Origin of the sequence: Spiroplasma endosymbiont of Megachile willughbiella (genome assembly GCF_964273395.1) — a bacterium.
Taxonomy (GTDB): domain Bacteria; phylum Bacillota_I; class Bacilli_A; order Mycoplasmatales; family Mycoplasmataceae; genus Spiroplasma_A; species Spiroplasma_A apis.
Genome location: NZ_OZ187005.1, coordinates 827,138 through 845,162 on the forward strand (window position 1 = coordinate 827,138; position 18,025 = coordinate 845,162).

Consider the following 18,025-nt stretch of genomic DNA (forward strand, 5'->3'; position numbering starts at 1 on the left):
ATTTTATCCTCCTACGTGATGAATATATTGATGAATATAAGTAAAAAACCAAAAACACCAGTGCCGATTGAACACCAAAATACAATCACATAATCCTTTCATACTTTTTCTTTTTTAGCTAAATTTATTCTTCGTACTTCATCATTAACAACAGTTTTTACTTTGAAAAACTCTAAAAATTTATTAATACCTGTACCAATAAAGGCTATAAAAAACATAACTCATATTGAAACAATCCCAGAAGATTTATCCATAGACTTCATATTAGTTAATCAATATCAAAGATCAAATAGAGATCCACCCATAATAATTCCGATAGTTACAATTCATATCAAAAAGTGAACTAACGACTTATTATTGATTGTTTTGTGTATGAACCTTTTTGCAAATAACTCATTGAAATATAATACTAATTCTCTTGAGTTATATTCCATTGCACCGCGGAATATAGTTTTTGCATAATCAACATCTCTGTATAATCTTTTTTTATCTACACCTGTTATTTTTGATAATTTTAAATCATATTTCAACTTTTCAAAAAGTTTTTCGCCATCAACTTTCGTGTGTAAACGACCATTTAGTATTTTACGATGTAACATCGAGAAATAAAATGGTGATAAAACTATTATAACAAGGCCAATAATTGACAAAATATCTGTTACTATTGTGTTTTCTTGAAACATTATAATTTCTCCTTGTTTACGAGTGACATATTATTCATTATATAAAAAAAACTAAGAAAATTCTTAGTTATTTTATTCTTATTTAATATTTAGTTATCTTAAAGTAATAATATTGATTATGTTAATTAACTTTCACCAAGAACATAATTTAATTTATTGAGCTCGTAGGTTGAAACTAATGTATTCAATAGTTGTCTAAATTCTATCAGGTTACTTCAATGTCTTTTTTCAATGCACAAACATTTTTTTCTGACAATTTCACATATATCGGATAAAGCCTTAACTTCGTCTTGACTAAATATCAATGGTGTTTTGAATTTTATCAATAAGCAAGCTTCGAAAAGAAGACAAAATAATTCTCTGGAATACTTACCAAATGTGTGATTCATTGTATTATCAATATAAAAATATAGTAATGTTTGAATTGTAGAAAAGTAATTATCTCCACTACTTACTTTTTTGAATAGCTTAAATAAGTCCTTCAAAAATTTATAACCAGAGGGCTTAAGAATATTAAATCTATAAATCATTCTTTTTGTAGGATCAATGTTGGAGTAAACATTTCGCATATCATGAATCAATCTGACTTTTCTATACTTATAATCTAATTTGTTTTCAATCTCAAAAATAATTAGTTTTTTTACAAGTGTTCAAGAATTTAATAAATTATAAATTTCTTCTTCAAACAAATCTTCTTTATCATCTTGTATGTCAGTATTATTAGAAATGAAGTCTTCGAATTCCTCTCACAAGAAAGTTCTACCCTCTAAATAGGACAAATTGCATAAAATATTATTGTCAATTTTATCTCAAGGTATATCATAAATATTCTTACTCATTAAGACCTCCACTAAAAATCAAAGTTTTCTTTATTAATTTCTAAATAATATTCTGACTTATTAATTCATAAATTAACATATTGTCTGAATATCGTATTTTCAATTCATCGATTTTGCGGTATAGTTGAGCAAATCTCCACTGTTTTAGTATGTTGATTATATATTTCATTAAAAAACTCGTCTTCATCTATAAAGACTAGCGGCGATACATCTTTAAATATCAACAGTCCTTCAATAAGTGAAAAAATAAATGGGTCTGTAAACTCACCTAATGGTTTTTTGATACATTGTTCGATAAAAAAAGTTGCCATATATTCCAAAGTAGATTCATGACTTTCTTCAATTGATAAATGTTTTAATGCATCATTGATAGCCTGGATGAAATCTTTACTTTCATCCGATTCACCTAAAAAATAATCTCTATAAGTTTTTTTTGGATCTAATTTTGTATAAACGTCTAAAAGTTGACTAATTTCAATTGTTGATTCCACATTTTTACTTTCAATATTGTATTTAGTTTCCAATATTAATTCTTTTATAGATTCCCAAGACTTTGCCATATTAACAATTTCATCTTCAAATCCATGATCTTCATTTGGGTCTAAAAATTCTCTATTAATTATAAAATCGTTAATTTCTTGAAACGAGCAAGGTATTCCCAAAATCATAGCATAACCGCTAATTGCTCTTGCACCTATTTCATTTCAAACAACAGGTTTTTTAAAGAGATTTAAAGTTTTAGTAGCCATTTTTCCTCCGTTAAATTAAAACTACACTGAAGTGTAGTTAAATTTAATTATTAATTTATTTTATAGGACTTTTAGTTAAAATGTTAACTTACAAGCTATTTTTTGAAAAAAAATAAGGCAGAAACGAGCTCAATGTAAATTCACCTAAAAAATTATCAGCATTATAAACCCACATTTTTTGTTCTGGTTCAAGCAACTCCATCAATGTTTGTCTACAAGTACCGCAAGGTGAACCAAAACCCTTAGAATCAGTGTATAATGCTAAAAAATCCACATCATTTTTGTTATAACCCTGTGTTACTAGTTGTGAAATTGCTGTTCTTTCTGCACAAATAGACGGGTTGTATGCAGCATTCTCAACATTAACTCCTTTTATTTTTTTGCCATTTTTTAAATAAATGATGCAAGAAACCCTAAAATTTGAGTATGGAGAATATGAAAAGACCCTTAGTTCCTTTAATTCTTCATATACTTTGTCGAATGTATAACTCATAACTTACTCCTTTTAATTGATCATACTTGATATTTTTTCAATTAACATCGGTAGATAAATCAAAAATCCTACAACAACCGAAATAAATGCATTTATTATACTAGCAGCGGCACATATATCTTTTATTTTTTTTGCTTGTATATTATATTCAAAGCTTAATAAATCTACAAAATTTTCTATAGAAGTGTTAACAAATTCGAAACCAATTAAAACACCGATTGTAATCAAGATTATAGACCACTGAATGTAACTTAATTTTAATCAAATTCCAAATCCTATACAGAACAAAATAGCGAATAAGTACACAATTAAAGTGGATTCTTCTTTAAATGCAGTAGCAATCCCTCTTGCTGCATTTCCGAATTTGTTTTTAACTCTTATTCCAACTTTGGATTTTTTCTTAATTTTATTCGACATAATTAGCTCCTATGAAATTTATTATACTATTTTATATTTAACATTTATTTTATTTAATATTTTATCCGTAAGCGCAAACATAATTTCTTCATCTTTATCACTCAACTCGTGATCATAGCCTAAGATATGTAACAATCCATGAACAAATAATCAACACATTTCAGTTTTAATATCATGATTGTAATGGTCAGCTTTTCTTTTGGCTTCTTGATAAGTTATAAAAATATCACCAATTTCCCTAAAATCTAATTGTTGATACAATCCATAATCATCATCAATCGGGAAAGAGATAACATCTCCAATATAATCTTTGTTACGATACTTCTTATTCAATTCAAGTGATTTTTCATCTTTTATATAATTAATAGACATACTTAAACTATTATTGATGTTAAGAACATCTTTTGTGATTCTCACTAACTGAGAAAATACAGATTCATAGTTCTTTAATTCTTCGCTATCATCATCATAAATAAAATTTAAATCGTCCATAAAGTCACCAAATAAATTATATCAATTAAAAGAAACTATTTAATAGGTATTTTAGCAAAGATATTTTTTCCTTGTATAACCAAATTTTACCATTCAGTTTTTTTATATTACTTACAACCTCTTCTTTTATTGTTAATAACCCATCTTTATACTTTAAAACTTCATTACCAAAGTTCTGGTAACCATTCATAAATTCCACTTTTACCGATTTAATATTTGAAATATTAATCTTCTCTGTTGTTAAAATATATGGTTCTTGGACTACTTCACCTGTTTCTTTCATTGATTCTTTGATATAAATAGTAGCTAAAGAAACATCGCTTTTTTTGATAAAAGATAAAACTCCAATTAAACTTATTGTAACTACAATTGATAAATATAAATACATTAAAACCCTATTAGAGATATTACAACACCAAACTTTCTTCAAATAAATTTTGATAATCAAGATTATGATCTGTCATTATAATTAAACTATTTTTTTTAGACTCTATAAATTTTTCTAACAACACTCTTGCTGTTTTACGATCAACATTACTTAAAGGTTCATCTATCAAATAAACCTCTTTCTCCACAAAAAACAAACCTAAAAAATTAATCATTTGCCTTTGACCTTTACTCAAGTTGCTCCCATTATCAACTATTGTTTTGTGGATGTCAATATTATGAGATTCTAAAATTCCTAAAAAATTCATATCCTTAAAGTAGTCGATATTTATATAATTCTGAAAACACTGTAGATTTTTTCAAACTGTATCATTAAATAAATAGTCATATTGTCCTATGTAACAAATTTTTGAGGTTAATTTTTCTTCATTTAAGAGAGAATGACTAACATTGTTATATGAAACCTTGCCCTCAAAATTTTGAATATTACCTGATATTAATTTGAGTAAACTAGTCTTTCCTGATCCTGAATTACCTTTTATAAAAGTATTTTTATTAAACTCAAAACTAACATTTTTGATCAAACAGGACTCATTTTTGAACTTGTAAATATTTTCACATTTGATTGAGATTATTTTACTATTTAAGCTCTCAGTTTTCTTGTCAACACTTGTATCAAAAATGAACTTAAGCTCACTAGAAGCAATTTTTATCTCTTGATAGTTGAATATTAATCCTGCTAGTGAATTAGTAAAACTATTTATATAAAGCGAAATAGAGATATAAAACAGAAGTTCATTAAACTTATACACATTATTTGTTATCATATACGCAGAAATATAAAAAATAACAAGAAAGAAAAACTTACTTAATAAGCTGGATGTCAGACTATTTAAACTCGTTTGATTATTAGACAACTTACTTATGTTATTAACTTCGCTGAAGTTATTTTCAATATTTCTTGAAAAATATGAAGACATTTTTTTAAATTTTATCTCGTTATATCCATCAATAATTTCTCTAAACATTGATCCAAAAATTATATTCTTTCTCTTAGCCTTAATACTAGTATCTCTGATGAAGTAAAAGAAAACAAAGGATAAAAATACCGATACCAAGTTTTCTAGTAAAATGATTGCTAATAATAAATTCGAAATCATAGAAAGCATTATTAGTGACATAAAGAAGAGAACAAACTGTATTGGGATAGTCAATGTAGTTTGCACAATGAATGATGACATTACATTTATATATTTAAGTTTGTTTAGTCATTCTTCTTTCGAAACAGAACCAAAATCTTCTATGTTAATGCTTAATATTTTATCCTTATAAAAAATGAAAATTCGCTTATTCAAGTCGGATTGTATATAAAAAATTATTTTATTTACCACAAAACTAATAACTATTTGAAATACAAACAAAAGGCTGAATGCCAAAAAGACTTTTTTAAGATCATCAAAATCCTCTAGACCTACATTTAAAGAGTAAATTTTTAAAAAATTATTTGATAATAATATCGAAAGATTTAAAAACAAAGATATAAATAGAATCATTAAAATCTCTTTCAAATAATAACCAAGTAACTTATATCATGATATTAATTTGTTACTCTTAAAAGTAATCCTCTTTAAAAGACTTGTTGTAGAAAAATAACCCTGATAAACAGACGCCAGTTCTTCTTTTTTGACTCATAATATATCATTTTTATCTGGGTCAGCTACTAAAAAATGATTTTTTTTCTTTTTATATACAATTACATAATGTTCATCCTTATTGGCATTCAAAATATTTACAACTACTGGATTAGATATATCAAGCTGTGAGAACTCTTCGAATTCACAATAAAAAGACTTGAATTCAATTTTATAAACTTCTAGTAATTTTTCAATATTATGCAAGCTCATTTCACTATCTTCTAAAGTATTCTGGAAACGTAGTTCTTCAATAGAAAAGTTCTTTTTGTGATAATAGTTTATTAACATCGAACTAACAGCTAGACCACAATCTTTTGCACTTTTTTGTTTTATAAATTTAAGCTCCATAAATACCCCTTAGATATATCGTCACAGAATTAAATTTATTGCAAAAAAAAAAAAAAAAAGGTTTAAAACTTTATTGCAAACCTTATAAAATTTATGTCTTCGTATTTAAGTTTTATTTTTTTTGGTTTTCCTTTAATAAAAAAGGAAAAAGTATAATCTTTTGAATCTTTATCATAAGCATCTAAGTAAGCATTAAATTCATTAACTCCTTCAAAACTGATATTAGATTTGACAAAGAAATAGCTTCCAATATTATTTATTAGAACTTCTTCTTTTTTAACTTGGCGTTCAGCACCAGCACTTGATACTTCTAATATATAATTATCGGTTATGATATCCTCTTGATCTAATAAATTAGAAATTTCCTCATTTGCGCTTACAAGTAGGTCGAAATCTATGAACATCGATTTTTTATCGATGTTCTCAACTAAAACTTGTAAAACATTTGACTCAAAATCAAAAATTCAATTTAATTCATATAAATCAAATCCATATTTCTCCAAAATGATCTCTATATTTTTTTTATATTTTTCTTCAATAATTTTCAATGACATTTTTAATTTTCCTTACCAAAGTTATTTTATCTTAAAAACTAGAAACAAAAAAAGCCTTTTAAAAGACTTTTTAAAAATCGAATGCAAGTTGCTCATCATCTTTTAGATTATCTGTAATTTTCAACTTAGCAAAAATTTGTAATTGCGTTTGGGTTACTTGAGTTCGTTGTTTTAAGTCGTTGACACTTGTAATTTGTCTTATCTTTCTAGCGTTAACTATTGAATTAGCAACTGCTTCACCCAAAGAATCTATTACATTGAAAGGCGGATATAGTATTTTTTTTCCGGTTTCTTGGTTAATTACTGTTTTAAATCTCATACCATCAGAAATATTAAAATTGATATTTTCCATTGTTATACCCCTTGCATACATTTCAAGAAGTACTTCAAAAGTTGTAATAAGCCCTACTTCTTTTGCAGAGACAGGCATTTTATTAAATTGTCTTTGTTTAATATCTTCTAACTTAGACTTAATTGCCTCAGGTCCTTTTATGGTTGTTTCTAAATCAAAAAAATCTGATCTTGTAGAAAATCAAGTTGCATAATACTCTTCTGGATAATAAATTTTGTATCAAGCAACTCTGTATGCCATCAAAACATAGGCAGTTGCATGCGCCTTAGGGAACATATACTTTATTTTCAAACAACTATTGATATATCAATCAGGAACACTATGTGCCTTCATCATATCAATTCATTCTTTGTTAAGTCCTTTTCCTTTACGAACGCTTTCCATAATTTTAAAACTTGTAGATGCATCCAAATTCATTGACATCAAGTAAACCATTATGTCATCTCTACAACCAATTACAGTAGATATATTAGCTGTTCCATCTTTGATCAAAGATTGAGCATTACCAACATAGACATCAGTACCATGACTCAAACCAGAAATTTGGACTAAATCAGCGAATGTTTGTGGTTTGGTTTCCTTCAACATATTTCTAACGAATTGAGTACCAAATTCAGGTAATCCAATGGCCCCAGTTGATTCACCAAGTAATTCATCCGAGTTTATATCTAAAGCTGACAAATTAGAGAATAATGAGTAAACTTTTTTATCATTTGTAGGTATAGTTATTGGATTTACACCCGTTAGATCATATAACATTCTTAAAGCGGTAGGGTCAACATGACCTAAAATATCCATTTTTAATAAGTTATCATGAATTGAGTGGAAATCAAAGTGTGTTGTTTTTCATTCACTCGTATCATCATCGGCTGGATAATTAACAGGTGTGAAATCTTCAATTTCATATTCCTTAGGAAGAATAATTATTCCTCCGGGGTGTTGACCTGTTGTTCTTTTTACACCAGTACAAAGATTGGCTAATCTTTCAATTTCAACTTTCCTAATTTGAGATTGATTTTCAAATTTTTTTTCAAAATAACCCATTGTAAATCCATAAGCTGTTTTATCTGCCACTGTTGAAATTGTACCGGCTCTGAAAACATTATTTTCTCCGAACATTTCTTTGGTAAAGTTATGAGCAATCGGTTGATATTCACCTGAAAAGTTTAAATCAATATCTGGTACTTTATCACCATCAAAACCTAGGAATGTTTCAAAGGGAATATCATGACCATCACCTATCATTTCGTTGTTACATTCTGGACAAACTTTTTTTTCTAAATCATAACCACATTTCACTTCTGGTGGTGTGTTAAAGTCAGAATATTTACAATTTGGGCAACGATAATGTGCTTTTAAGGGATTAACCTCTGTTATATTCGAGGTTGTTGCTACAAATGATGAACCAACAGAACCCCTACTTCCAACTAAATAACCATCTTCGTGACTTTTTTTAACTAGCAAGTGACTTATTCAATATACAACAGCAAAACCATGTTTTATGATTGACTCTAACTCTTTTTGTAAGCGTTTTTCCACAATTTCTGGTAACACTTCTCCATAAAGTGATCTCGCATTTTTATAACATTCATCCTCAAGCATTTTATCAACGTCATCGATATTCGGTGGAAAGGAACCAAACTTAATCGGGCATATACCAGAGTCAATAACTTCTGCAATAAGATTTGGATTAGTAATTACAAGTTCTCTCACAAGTTCTTCATCATCAAGCCATTCAAACTCTTTCAACATTTCAGAAGTAGTTCTTAAATGTTGATCAGGATTATCTTTTACTCTTTGTTTGAAATCATACAACGGATGATATACTCCACCTAGTCCTTTTGTATTGATATAAATATCACGAATAATTTTCTTATCAGGGTCAACGTAATGTGCATCACTCGTAGCTACAACTAATTTATTCAAATTCTTAGCTTCTGTAATTATAAGTTTTAAATAAAATTTCAAATCTTCGAGAGTTAAATCTCCTACTTGTATTAGTTTTTTATAAACACTCAAAGGTTGTATTTCAATATAATCCAATAAACTTATTGCTTCACGTAGCATTTTTTTAGTGCCTGTACGTGCATAATCAAAAACCATCCCATTAACACAACCATCACCAATTAGTATGTTATTACGATTTTTGAATTCTAAAATAGCACTTTTAAATATTTTTGGACTACCTAAGAAGTTTTTTGTATGAGATAACGAAATTATTTTATATAAATCTTTTAGTCCTTCTTGGTTTTTGGCAATGATATTTAAGTGATGACCTCTAACTCTTTTATGGTTTTCTTCTTCATAAGGATTATTTCTGAACAAGTCTCAATCACTATCAATGTCAATTGGTCTTATTTTTTTTGCATCACTTCACATATGTTCGTAAAGATTAGTTAGAACCTCAGCATCGTAATCTGCACGGTGGGCAATTTTTTCGTCATATAATATTCCATAAGCCTTAGCAACCGTTCCTAATCGATGGTTCTTTAACTTTGGTTTAAGACTACGTGCAAGTGTTAAAGTATCAATTACTGTGTTTTTTAATTCTCCATATCCAAACTTAATGGCCAAAACGTTTAAGAAATTAAAGTCAAAGTTCGCGTTGTGAGCAACTAAAATTCCATCTTTAATTATTTCCATTATGTTTCCTATTTCTGATTCGATTGTATTTTTATCTTCAAGCATTTCATTTGTGATATTAGTTAAATCTGTTGTGAACTTTGAAATAGGTTTTGATGGTTTAATTAAAATATCAAACTTTTTAGAAGTCCCATTTTTATAATCGTAAACATTGGCTCCAAATTCAATTATTTCGTCATATTCTGGTGATAAACCTGTCGTTTCTAAGTCAAATACAACAAATTTAGCTTCTCTTAGTTTAGTTTGCTTAGGATTTTTTACAAATCAGAAATCGTCATCCAACATAACGACTTCACTTCCATAAATTAATTTTAAATCTTGATCGCTTTGAATAGAATCATTTGCATTTTTTAACGCCCAATAGGCATCAGGAAATGATTGGACATTTAGGTGGTCTGTAATAGCAATGGCTTTTCAACCCCATCTTTTAGCAGTTTCAATATATTCTTTTACAGAACTAACACCATCCATTGCACTCATTTTGGTATGAGTATGAAGTTCCACCCTTTTATCAACTGCATTATCATTTCTTAAAACTGTTTTTGATTCAATTTTCTGAAATTTATCTATGTAAAAAATATAGTTTTTTTCATATTCTGAGTAAATGTATTTTCCGTTAAAAGCTACTCAATCATCTTTGTTTATCATTTGATCTTCATAACCCGCAAAAAAACTTTTGTTATCATCAGTACATTCATCAAAATAAGTTGGATTAGAGTCTGACTGAAAAAAGACACACAAAACTGATGATTTACCATCTGTTATTGGAAGGTGGTATATCTTTCTTCCGGTTTTAGAAACACGAGCACTTTTTGAAATTAATTGACCATGTATTGTGACATTTTGAGCATTTTCTTCTAAATCAGCAATACTCTCATAAGTTGGAGTTTCTAAAAGAACTTTAGTAGATTTATATTTAGGTTTTTTTGCAACAACAGTTGTATTTTGTCTTAAATGATTTTCGTTATAAAACGAAGCATCTTCGTACATTTTCTTCACTTCATTCAATGCATTTGATTCTAAATCATTTTTAACAATAACAGATAAGTTGATATTTGTAAAACCGTACTTGATTAATTTATTTTTATAGTAATCAGAATGCATATCGAGAAGATTTTTTTCTAATTCATTTTCAGCATAAAAAATAACCGTTCTATTATCAACATTGTATTCTATTAGTTTTGGAGAAAGAGTTTTAATTGTACCCGTCTTGACTTCAGCTTTTTTATCTTTTATGTATTCTATATAATTTCAAATTAACTCTTTATTATAGTTTGTATTTTCAACTTGTAAGTTTAGTTTAGTTGGTAAAAATGTATTGTTAACTAACTCTGATTCTAATCTTTCAAGTAAAATAATCGGCAAAAAATCTTTAAGCTTAACAAATATGCGTAACATTTTTAAAGAATTTATGAATTCAGATTTTTTATATAAATGAGCATCCTTAAAATAAAGAGTTTCCTCTTCACTTAAAAAGATACTTAATTTATCGAAAAACTCCTTCAAACTTTTATCCATTTTTCCTCCAAATAGTTAAACAATAAAATCTTTTATAGTAACAGCGATTAATAATCCCAAAAATAAGACCCCACCAATGGTGTAAATAATAATTTTGTACTTTTGAGGAATTTCTCTTCTAATAATCATTTCTATGAAAAGTTCTACAACTTTGTAACCATCAAAAGGAGGGAAAAACATCAAATTCAAAATAAATAAATTAGCACTAATCATTGCAACATATAAGAAAAATTGATCTGCTGATTGCAACATTGTCGCCGTTTGTCCAGCTATTCCAATTGGTCCTGAAAGTTGAGAAAAATGTCCAGTAAATATCATACCTAGTGATTTGATAATCGATAATGATTGATCAAATGTTTCTTTTCAACCCGCAAGATAAGCTTCGTTTGATGATTTATAAAACCTATCAGGCGAAGCAATACCAACATTTTGTCCAGATTCATAATATAAATTGTCATTTATATCCGTACTTGACATTTCAGTAATTCTTCCATCTTTGTAACCATCTAAGGCTAAACCTGAAAATTTATCTACTTTTTTATATTGGAACATAATTTGTACATTTTTATGATTTTCACTACGTTTCAAATTATCGATAAAATTATAGACCGTTTTTTTGTAATCGACTGCTTGTTGAGAACTTATCTCATTAATCTTATCGTCGCATTTAGTTGTTTTATCACAAATATTATCAAAAATAAATTCATTTGAATCAAAGTCCTTTAAAGTTCAACCTCAAATAACATATTGTTGATTGATATCGACTTTATCTGTTTTGAGAAGCTTTTTTTCTTCTTTTTCAATCAGTTTATATGCGATTTTATTTTGGTCATATTTAGCTCCGAAGTAAGACATATCATTCTTTTTAACTTGGGTGCTGGCAAATATTATTGTAAATAAAAGTAATGCAATAAATAAATTCATTAGTGGACCTGCAATAATGAAAAAAAATCTTTTTCATCTAGCAATATAATCCATCTGTCTTTCCTTGGGTACAACCACATCTTCGCGGTCTTTTGGTGGATCAACTTTATCTGATGCAATTGAACAATAACCACCTAACGGGAATGCTCTGATTGATATTCAAGTTTCTTTTCCCTTAAAAACAAATATTCTTGGTCCAAATCCAATCGAGAATTCATATACATATGCCTTAGATAATCTGGCAACAATAAAGTGTCCGAACTCATGTATTGTTATTAAAGCTAGTAATGCAAAGATTCCAACAAAAAATCCAAGCACGATCATTAGACTACTCATTTAATTTACCTCATTAATTAATTGTATTGTTTTTTTTCGTATTTTTGAATCAAAATTCGAAATATCTTCGTATGTATTCAATATTATATTCTCCGTATTCTCAAATACTTGTAAAACAATTTCTGTAATTTGATTAAATTTTAACTTATTGTGCAAAAAATAATCAACACATATTTCATTTGCTGCATTCATCGCAATAGCTTTTGAGTTTTCCTTACCAAGAATTGATAGTGCCATTTTAATTGGTGGAAATCTTTTTTGATCTATCTCGCTAAAATTTAAACTTAAGTTTTTTTGAAAACTTAAGTTTTTTTGTCCTTCAAAATCAGTTCTCAGTGGATATTCAAGAAAATAATTGATTACTTGCTTCATATCTGGCACCGACATTTGTGATATTATCGAACCATCAGCATAACCTACCATAGAATGTACAATCGATTCAGGATGTACTAACGTACAAATATTTTTGATTTTGAACAAATGGAATGCTTCAAGAATTTCAAATGCTTTATTAAACATAGTAGCGCTATCAATAGTGATTTTAGCTCCCATGTTTCAATTTGGATGATTTAAAGCTCTTTCTAAAGTAACATTTTTAGTTTCCTCAAGCGAAATGCTTCTAAACGGACCACCAGAAGCTGTCAAATAAAGAATTTCTGGTTTATTTTTATTATCTAGACATTGAAAAATGGCACAATGTTCTGAATCTAGGGGGTAAATTTTAGCCTTTTCATGATTAACTAATAAATTCGAGATTAAATCACCCGCAACCACAAAAGATTCCTTGTTAGCATTTAGAATAATTGAGTTTTTCTTAATTGCTTCTAGGGTTACTTTAAGACCAAAAAAACCTGATAAAGCATTAACAACAATATCATGTTTTAAAGTCAATAGTTTACAAATATCATCATTTATAATTTTTACATTTGGAAACTCTTGTTGTCATTTTTCTGGATCTTTTGAAACGTAAATCATTTGAATATTTGGAAAAGTAGCTATCATTTCTTTCAAATTCTTTGTATTGTTACCAACACTTAAACCAACTATTTCAAACTCGGTTTTTTTAAATGTTAAAACATCTATTGTTTGTTGACCGACATTCCCCGAAGCACCAAATAAAATTAATTTTTTCATCTATACGAAAACTATTATCAAAAATAGAACAGCAAATGATAAAATGACCGAGTCCATTCTATCTAAGAATCCACCATGTCCTGGGATGATTTTTGAGAAATCCTTAATATTTGCGCTACGTTTCACTCATGAAAATAGTAAGTCACCAAACAAACCAATTATCGGAAATAATAAGCTAAAAATTACATAAAATGCTATAACAGTGTAGTTATTACCAGATCTTGATTGTAATTCAGAAATAGCTGAATTAAATGGTTTAAAATCTGGTAATAAATATAAAAATATTACAGAATAAATTATCCCAAATACTGTTGCACTAGATAAACCTATTAATGCACCTTCTCAAGTTTTTTTTGGACTTATTTTAGGAGCTAAAGGTGTTTTACCTAAATTAACTCCACCAATATATGCAAAAGTGTCAGCAAATATGATCATTAACCATATTCAAACCGCTGTATTAAAAGAATATTCAGGGGTTGTGTTGTAAGGTCTTTGTAAATCTAAAGAAGTGATTGTAAAAGCTTTTATCCCAAATGTTATCAGTAAACAAATTACAAAATTTATTCCTGTATTTTTAAACCCTATAGACTTATCTAGTAATCCTAAAATGATGTAGAAAAGAAAAATCATCGGGAAAAGTAAGGTAAATTGTCAAGTTGCAAATCAGTTGTCCATATTTAATAATCGATAAAATGAGAAATTATATAAGTCTTTTGACACAGGGAATAAATATAAAATAACATTTAAACTTATTAATATTAGTTGTTGATATCATTTTTTAAAACCTAATGCCCTATTTATTTCAAAAATACTGATCGCTAGTACTGCAATATTCATTAATATTGAAAAATAAGAAGTAATTTCAATATTTTTTGAGTTTGGTAGATAAGAATATAAGGCACCAGTTAAAACATATAAACTTAATAGCATTAACAAAATAATAGCAGACAAAGTTCTAACTTTTAAAACACTCATACCTGTTGTTGTTTTAAAACTAACATCTAGGTTTTTTTCTTCAAAATTATTGTTGTCTTGCATTTTATTTTTCATAACTACTCCTTAATTGTTCCAAATCTTCTATCTCTTTTATAATAATCCTCTATCGCCTTTTCAAAATGTATTTCATCAAATTCTGGTCAGAAAGTAGTTGTGAAATACAATTCTGCGTATGCTGCTTGTAGTAGCATAAAGTTACTTAAACGTTTTTCGCCACCAGTTCTAATCAAAAAATCAATATTTGGTGAATCTTTCGTATAAAAGTACTTACTAATGTCATTATATTGTAGATTATCAACATTAACATTGTTTTTTTTGATTTCTTGACACAAAGCCTTCAAACTGTTTTCTAATTCTTCACTAGTTCCATAATCAATAGCAATATTAACAACTATTTCATTTAAGTTTGCTGTCTTTTTTTCAATATTTTCAAGATATTTGCGAGTTGCATTAGGAACTTTTGTTCTTCTTCCAACCCAAACTATTTTGATTCCCTCATCGATAAATTTTTGTTGTTTTTCTTTGCTAAATATTTCTCCTGGAAACTTCATTAAATACTTAACCTCAATATTTGGTCTGTTTCAGTTTTCAGTAGAAAAACAAAATAAACTCAAAAACTTAATATTATGTTTTTTTGCAATCATAATAGTTGAAAATATTTTTTCCATACCAACTTTATGTCCGTATGTTCGATTTTTATTTTGTAACTTTGCCCAACGACCATTGCCATCCAATATAATTGCTACATGATTCAATTCTTTCATAGAAATTACTTATTTTTTGTAATTTGCAATGATCTTAGTGGTGTTGTTAAATATTCATATCCTGATTCTGTTACTAAAATATCATCTTCAATTCTAACTCCACCAAGACCAGGGATGTAAATTCCTGGTTCAACTGTGACACACATTCCAGGTACTAATGGTTTATCACCTGCAACAGAGTTATAAGGTTCTTCGTGAATTTCTATACCCAAACCGTGACCTGTTCCATGAGTGAAATATTGTCCATAACCCTTTTCTTCGATGTAATCGAAACAAATTTTATGAATTTCTTTACCCAAAACACCTGGTTTTATTGCATCAATACCAGCTTGTTGAGACTCATAAACTATTTGATAAATCTCTTTCATTTTCACATTTTGATCATTATAGATTGCAAATGTTCTTGTCTGGTCTGAACAATAACCATTATAGTAGCAACCCATGTCTAAGGTTACAAAGTCCCCTTCTTCGATCACTTTATCTGTTGGTACAGCGTGTGGCTTGCTACCATTAACTCCAGAAGCAACAATCGTATCAAAACTTAGTTTTTGTGCTCCGTTTTTCAAAAATGAGTCACTAACAAATCTAGCTAATTGTAATTCAGTAATACCTGGTTTAACATAATCTAAAACTTCTAAAAATACTTGATTTGTTATCTCACAAGCTTTTTTAATTTGTTCGATCTCTCAACTATCCTTAACCATTCTAACCGCTTCAAAGTTATATTCAGCTAACTCAGCATCTAATGATTTAGCAAACCTTTTGGCTTCGTTGACAAATACTCAATCTGACTCAAATATTATTTTTTTGATATTATTCTCTTTGATTATATTGTTCATCAATTGAAAAGGATTTCCAAAACCAACAATCTCATCAATATTCAATAATAAGTTACTTTCCTTAGCAGCAGTAATATATCTTCCATCAACAAATAGATAACTTTTATTTTTTGTAAATAAAATATATCCTAACGAAGATGGAAATCTTGAGAATCAGTATCTATTTTGGGGAGAGTACAATAAAATAGCCTCCGCATTGTTTTCTTCTAATATTTTTAATAAAAGCTCTTTTTTCATAATATATTCCTCTCATTTAGCTTAAAAAAAAGAGACACAAAAAGCATCCCTATTTTTTTTGTTTATGTACTTGATGTGCATTACATTTAAAGCAATGTTTTTTTACTTCGATTTTTTCTTTTCTTTTGTCATTCTTAGCAATATAATTTTCTTCTTTGCAGATTGAACAACGTAAGATAACTCCTTCGCGCATAGTAATAGCCTCCTTGGTTATTTAAGATATAAGCAAGTTAATGATATCAAAAAAAACTATAAAATATAACATTTTTCTTACTTTTTTTAGATATATTCCTGAAAAAAAATTCCTTTTTTTCATTATAAATTATTTTATAGTTTTAAAAAACCTTTTAATGTTCTTATAGACAAACTTATAAGGTGTATTATTAACACATATATAATGTATTTTATATATAGGGAGGATAAAAAAATATGAAAAAACTATTAAGCTTATTAGGAGCTATGGGAATGTTGGCATCAACTGGTGCGACAGTTGTTTCTTGTGGAAAAAAAGACACAGAAGAAAAAAAGCCAGAAGAGGAAAATAAACCAGAAGAGGAAAATAAACCAGAAGAGGAAGTTAAACCAGAAGTAGGAAATTCAGTTGAAAAAGTAACCATTGATGAAGATAGTATTAGTAAAAAGGCAGAAACAAGAACTGTAAAAGTTGAAATGAGTAAAGAATTATCTAATACTAAGAATCTTACTTTAACAAGTGATAAAGGAGACGCTTCAATTTTAAAAGTAGGTCAAGTTAAAACTAATGATAAAAATAAAAAAGTTTATGAATTTGAAATTGGTGTGAAAAACGACCTACCCCAAGAAGAGACTATAGAAAACTTAATTGTTAATTTGAACGGAAAAGCAACAGATAAAAGTGTTGAAATAACAATATCGCCAAGAAGTGAATTTGATTTAAGTCTTATAGGTGATTTCATTAGCGGAACTGGTTTTCCAGGTATGATAAATAATTTTGGAAATAAAGGATTTCTTTCAATTGATTCTGGTAAAATGTCAGACAAGGAATTTATTTATAATTCGATTAATGAATACGTGAAGAACGTTTTAGAATTAGAACTTGTTCAAATGATAATAAAATTGGATGTAAAAACAGTTTTAGGAATGGTAGATATAACTTATTTAGATGGAGAGGGAAAAGAATTTACTGAAAATAAGGATGTAGCATCAATTAAAATTACAGTTAAAGATGGTCATGCTGATGATATTGATGATTATCATGTTATTGGAGAAGCAAATGTAAAACTTGCAGAAAAGAAAAAAATATCAGAACTAATTCAAACTTCTGATTTAGGAGAATTAACAATAAAAAATCTTGATGACCAGGCAGAATTAAAGAAAGCTGTACAAGAGAAGTTATTAGCTGTAAATACTTTTGAACCATTAGGTACAGCTTTTAAAACTAAGAATATTGAAATTGACAACGTTGAAATTGATAAAGAAGCAAAATCTGGATCAACTAAAATTAAATTTGTATTTAATAGTTCAATTCAAAACGATGTAAATAGAGTTATCAAATTTACATTTGCATAAATTTAACAACATTTATGACATAAAAAAGATATTAAAGTTTTCAAACAAACACTAGTCCTAGCTAGTGTTTTTATTTCA

At 27.9% G+C, this 18,025-nt stretch carries 17 protein-coding genes; 1 reads left to right on the top strand and 16 read right to left on the bottom strand.

Annotation, left to right across the window (positions count from 1 at the left end):
* Nucleotides 1–11: 11 nt before the first annotated feature.
* The 16 genes from ACI2WZ_RS03615 to rpmG all read right to left on the bottom strand — a co-directional run bounded on the left by ACI2WZ_RS03615 (nt 12) and on the right by rpmG (nt 16,592).
* A complete protein-coding gene (locus tag ACI2WZ_RS03615) occupies nt 12–683 on the bottom strand; it encodes a hypothetical protein (RefSeq protein ID WP_500222049.1) in 672 nt (223 codons plus the stop codon).
* A gap of 125 nt (nt 684–808) precedes the next feature.
* Nucleotides 809–1,522 carry a hypothetical protein gene (locus tag ACI2WZ_RS03620; RefSeq protein WP_500244668.1) on the bottom strand — a complete coding sequence of 238 codons (714 nt, stop codon included), beginning with the start codon at nt 1,520–1,522 and terminating at the stop codon, nt 809–811.
* Between the two features lie 11 nt (nt 1,523–1,533).
* Complete coding sequence (locus ACI2WZ_RS03625) at nt 1,534–2,271, bottom strand: hypothetical protein (RefSeq protein WP_500244669.1); 738 nt, start codon at nt 2,269–2,271, stop codon at nt 1,534–1,536.
* 88 nt (nt 2,272–2,359) lie between these two features.
* On the bottom strand, nt 2,360–2,764 hold the full coding sequence (gene cdd, locus ACI2WZ_RS03630; protein WP_500244670.1) for a cytidine deaminase: 405 nt from the start codon (nt 2,762–2,764) through the stop codon (nt 2,360–2,362).
* A 12-nt stretch (nt 2,765–2,776) separates the two neighbouring features.
* Nucleotides 2,777–3,181, bottom strand: coding sequence for a diacylglycerol kinase family protein (locus tag ACI2WZ_RS03635; RefSeq protein WP_023789742.1), 405 nt, complete (start codon nt 3,179–3,181; stop codon nt 2,777–2,779).
* A 21-nt stretch (nt 3,182–3,202) separates the two neighbouring features.
* Nucleotides 3,203–3,673: an rRNA maturation RNase YbeY gene (gene ybeY / locus ACI2WZ_RS03640; protein ID WP_500244671.1), complete on the bottom strand. Its 471-nt coding sequence runs from the start codon at nt 3,671–3,673 to the stop codon at nt 3,203–3,205.
* A gap of 25 nt (nt 3,674–3,698) precedes the next feature.
* On the bottom strand, nt 3,699–4,061 hold the full coding sequence (locus tag ACI2WZ_RS03645) for a hypothetical protein (protein ID WP_023789746.1): 363 nt from the start codon (nt 4,059–4,061) through the stop codon (nt 3,699–3,701).
* A gap of 19 nt (nt 4,062–4,080) precedes the next feature.
* Nucleotides 4,081–6,102: a cysteine peptidase family C39 domain-containing protein gene (locus ACI2WZ_RS03650; RefSeq protein WP_500244672.1), complete on the bottom strand. Its 2,022-nt coding sequence runs from the start codon at nt 6,100–6,102 to the stop codon at nt 4,081–4,083.
* Between the two features lie 62 nt (nt 6,103–6,164).
* Nucleotides 6,165–6,656 carry an LSm family protein gene (locus ACI2WZ_RS03655; RefSeq protein ID WP_500244673.1) on the bottom strand — a complete coding sequence of 164 codons (492 nt, stop codon included), beginning with the start codon at nt 6,654–6,656 and terminating at the stop codon, nt 6,165–6,167.
* Between the two features lie 70 nt (nt 6,657–6,726).
* A complete protein-coding gene (locus ACI2WZ_RS03660; RefSeq protein ID WP_500244674.1) occupies nt 6,727–11,169 on the bottom strand; it encodes a PolC-type DNA polymerase III in 4,443 nt (1,480 codons plus the stop codon).
* 15 nt (nt 11,170–11,184) lie between these two features.
* Complete coding sequence (gene rseP / locus ACI2WZ_RS03665; protein WP_500244675.1) at nt 11,185–12,429, bottom strand: RIP metalloprotease RseP; 1,245 nt, start codon at nt 12,427–12,429, stop codon at nt 11,185–11,187.
* Nucleotides 12,430–13,563: a 1-deoxy-D-xylulose-5-phosphate reductoisomerase gene (dxr, locus tag ACI2WZ_RS03670; RefSeq protein WP_500244676.1), complete on the bottom strand. Its 1,134-nt coding sequence runs from the start codon at nt 13,561–13,563 to the stop codon at nt 12,430–12,432.
* On the bottom strand, nt 13,564–14,613 hold the full coding sequence (locus ACI2WZ_RS03675) for a phosphatidate cytidylyltransferase (protein WP_500244677.1): 1,050 nt from the start codon (nt 14,611–14,613) through the stop codon (nt 13,564–13,566).
* Between the two features lie 2 nt (nt 14,614–14,615).
* Entirely contained in the window at nt 14,616–15,323 is a 708-nt protein-coding gene (gene uppS, locus ACI2WZ_RS03680) for a polyprenyl diphosphate synthase (RefSeq protein WP_500244678.1), read from the bottom strand.
* A 5-nt stretch (nt 15,324–15,328) separates the two neighbouring features.
* Nucleotides 15,329–16,399, bottom strand: a complete 1,071-nt coding sequence (locus tag ACI2WZ_RS03685; protein WP_500244679.1) for an aminopeptidase P family protein — start codon at nt 16,397–16,399, stop codon at nt 15,329–15,331.
* A gap of 49 nt (nt 16,400–16,448) precedes the next feature.
* Nucleotides 16,449–16,592, bottom strand: a complete 144-nt coding sequence (gene rpmG / locus ACI2WZ_RS03690; RefSeq protein ID WP_023789764.1) for a 50S ribosomal protein L33 — start codon at nt 16,590–16,592, stop codon at nt 16,449–16,451.
* A 236-nt stretch (nt 16,593–16,828) separates the two neighbouring features.
* On the opposite strand from rpmG, the gene ACI2WZ_RS03695 reads away from it, so the two are divergent.
* Nucleotides 16,829–17,947 carry a lipoprotein gene (locus ACI2WZ_RS03695; protein WP_500244680.1) on the top strand — a complete coding sequence of 373 codons (1,119 nt, stop codon included), beginning with the start codon at nt 16,829–16,831 and terminating at the stop codon, nt 17,945–17,947.
* Nucleotides 17,948–18,025 lie beyond the last annotated feature (78 nt).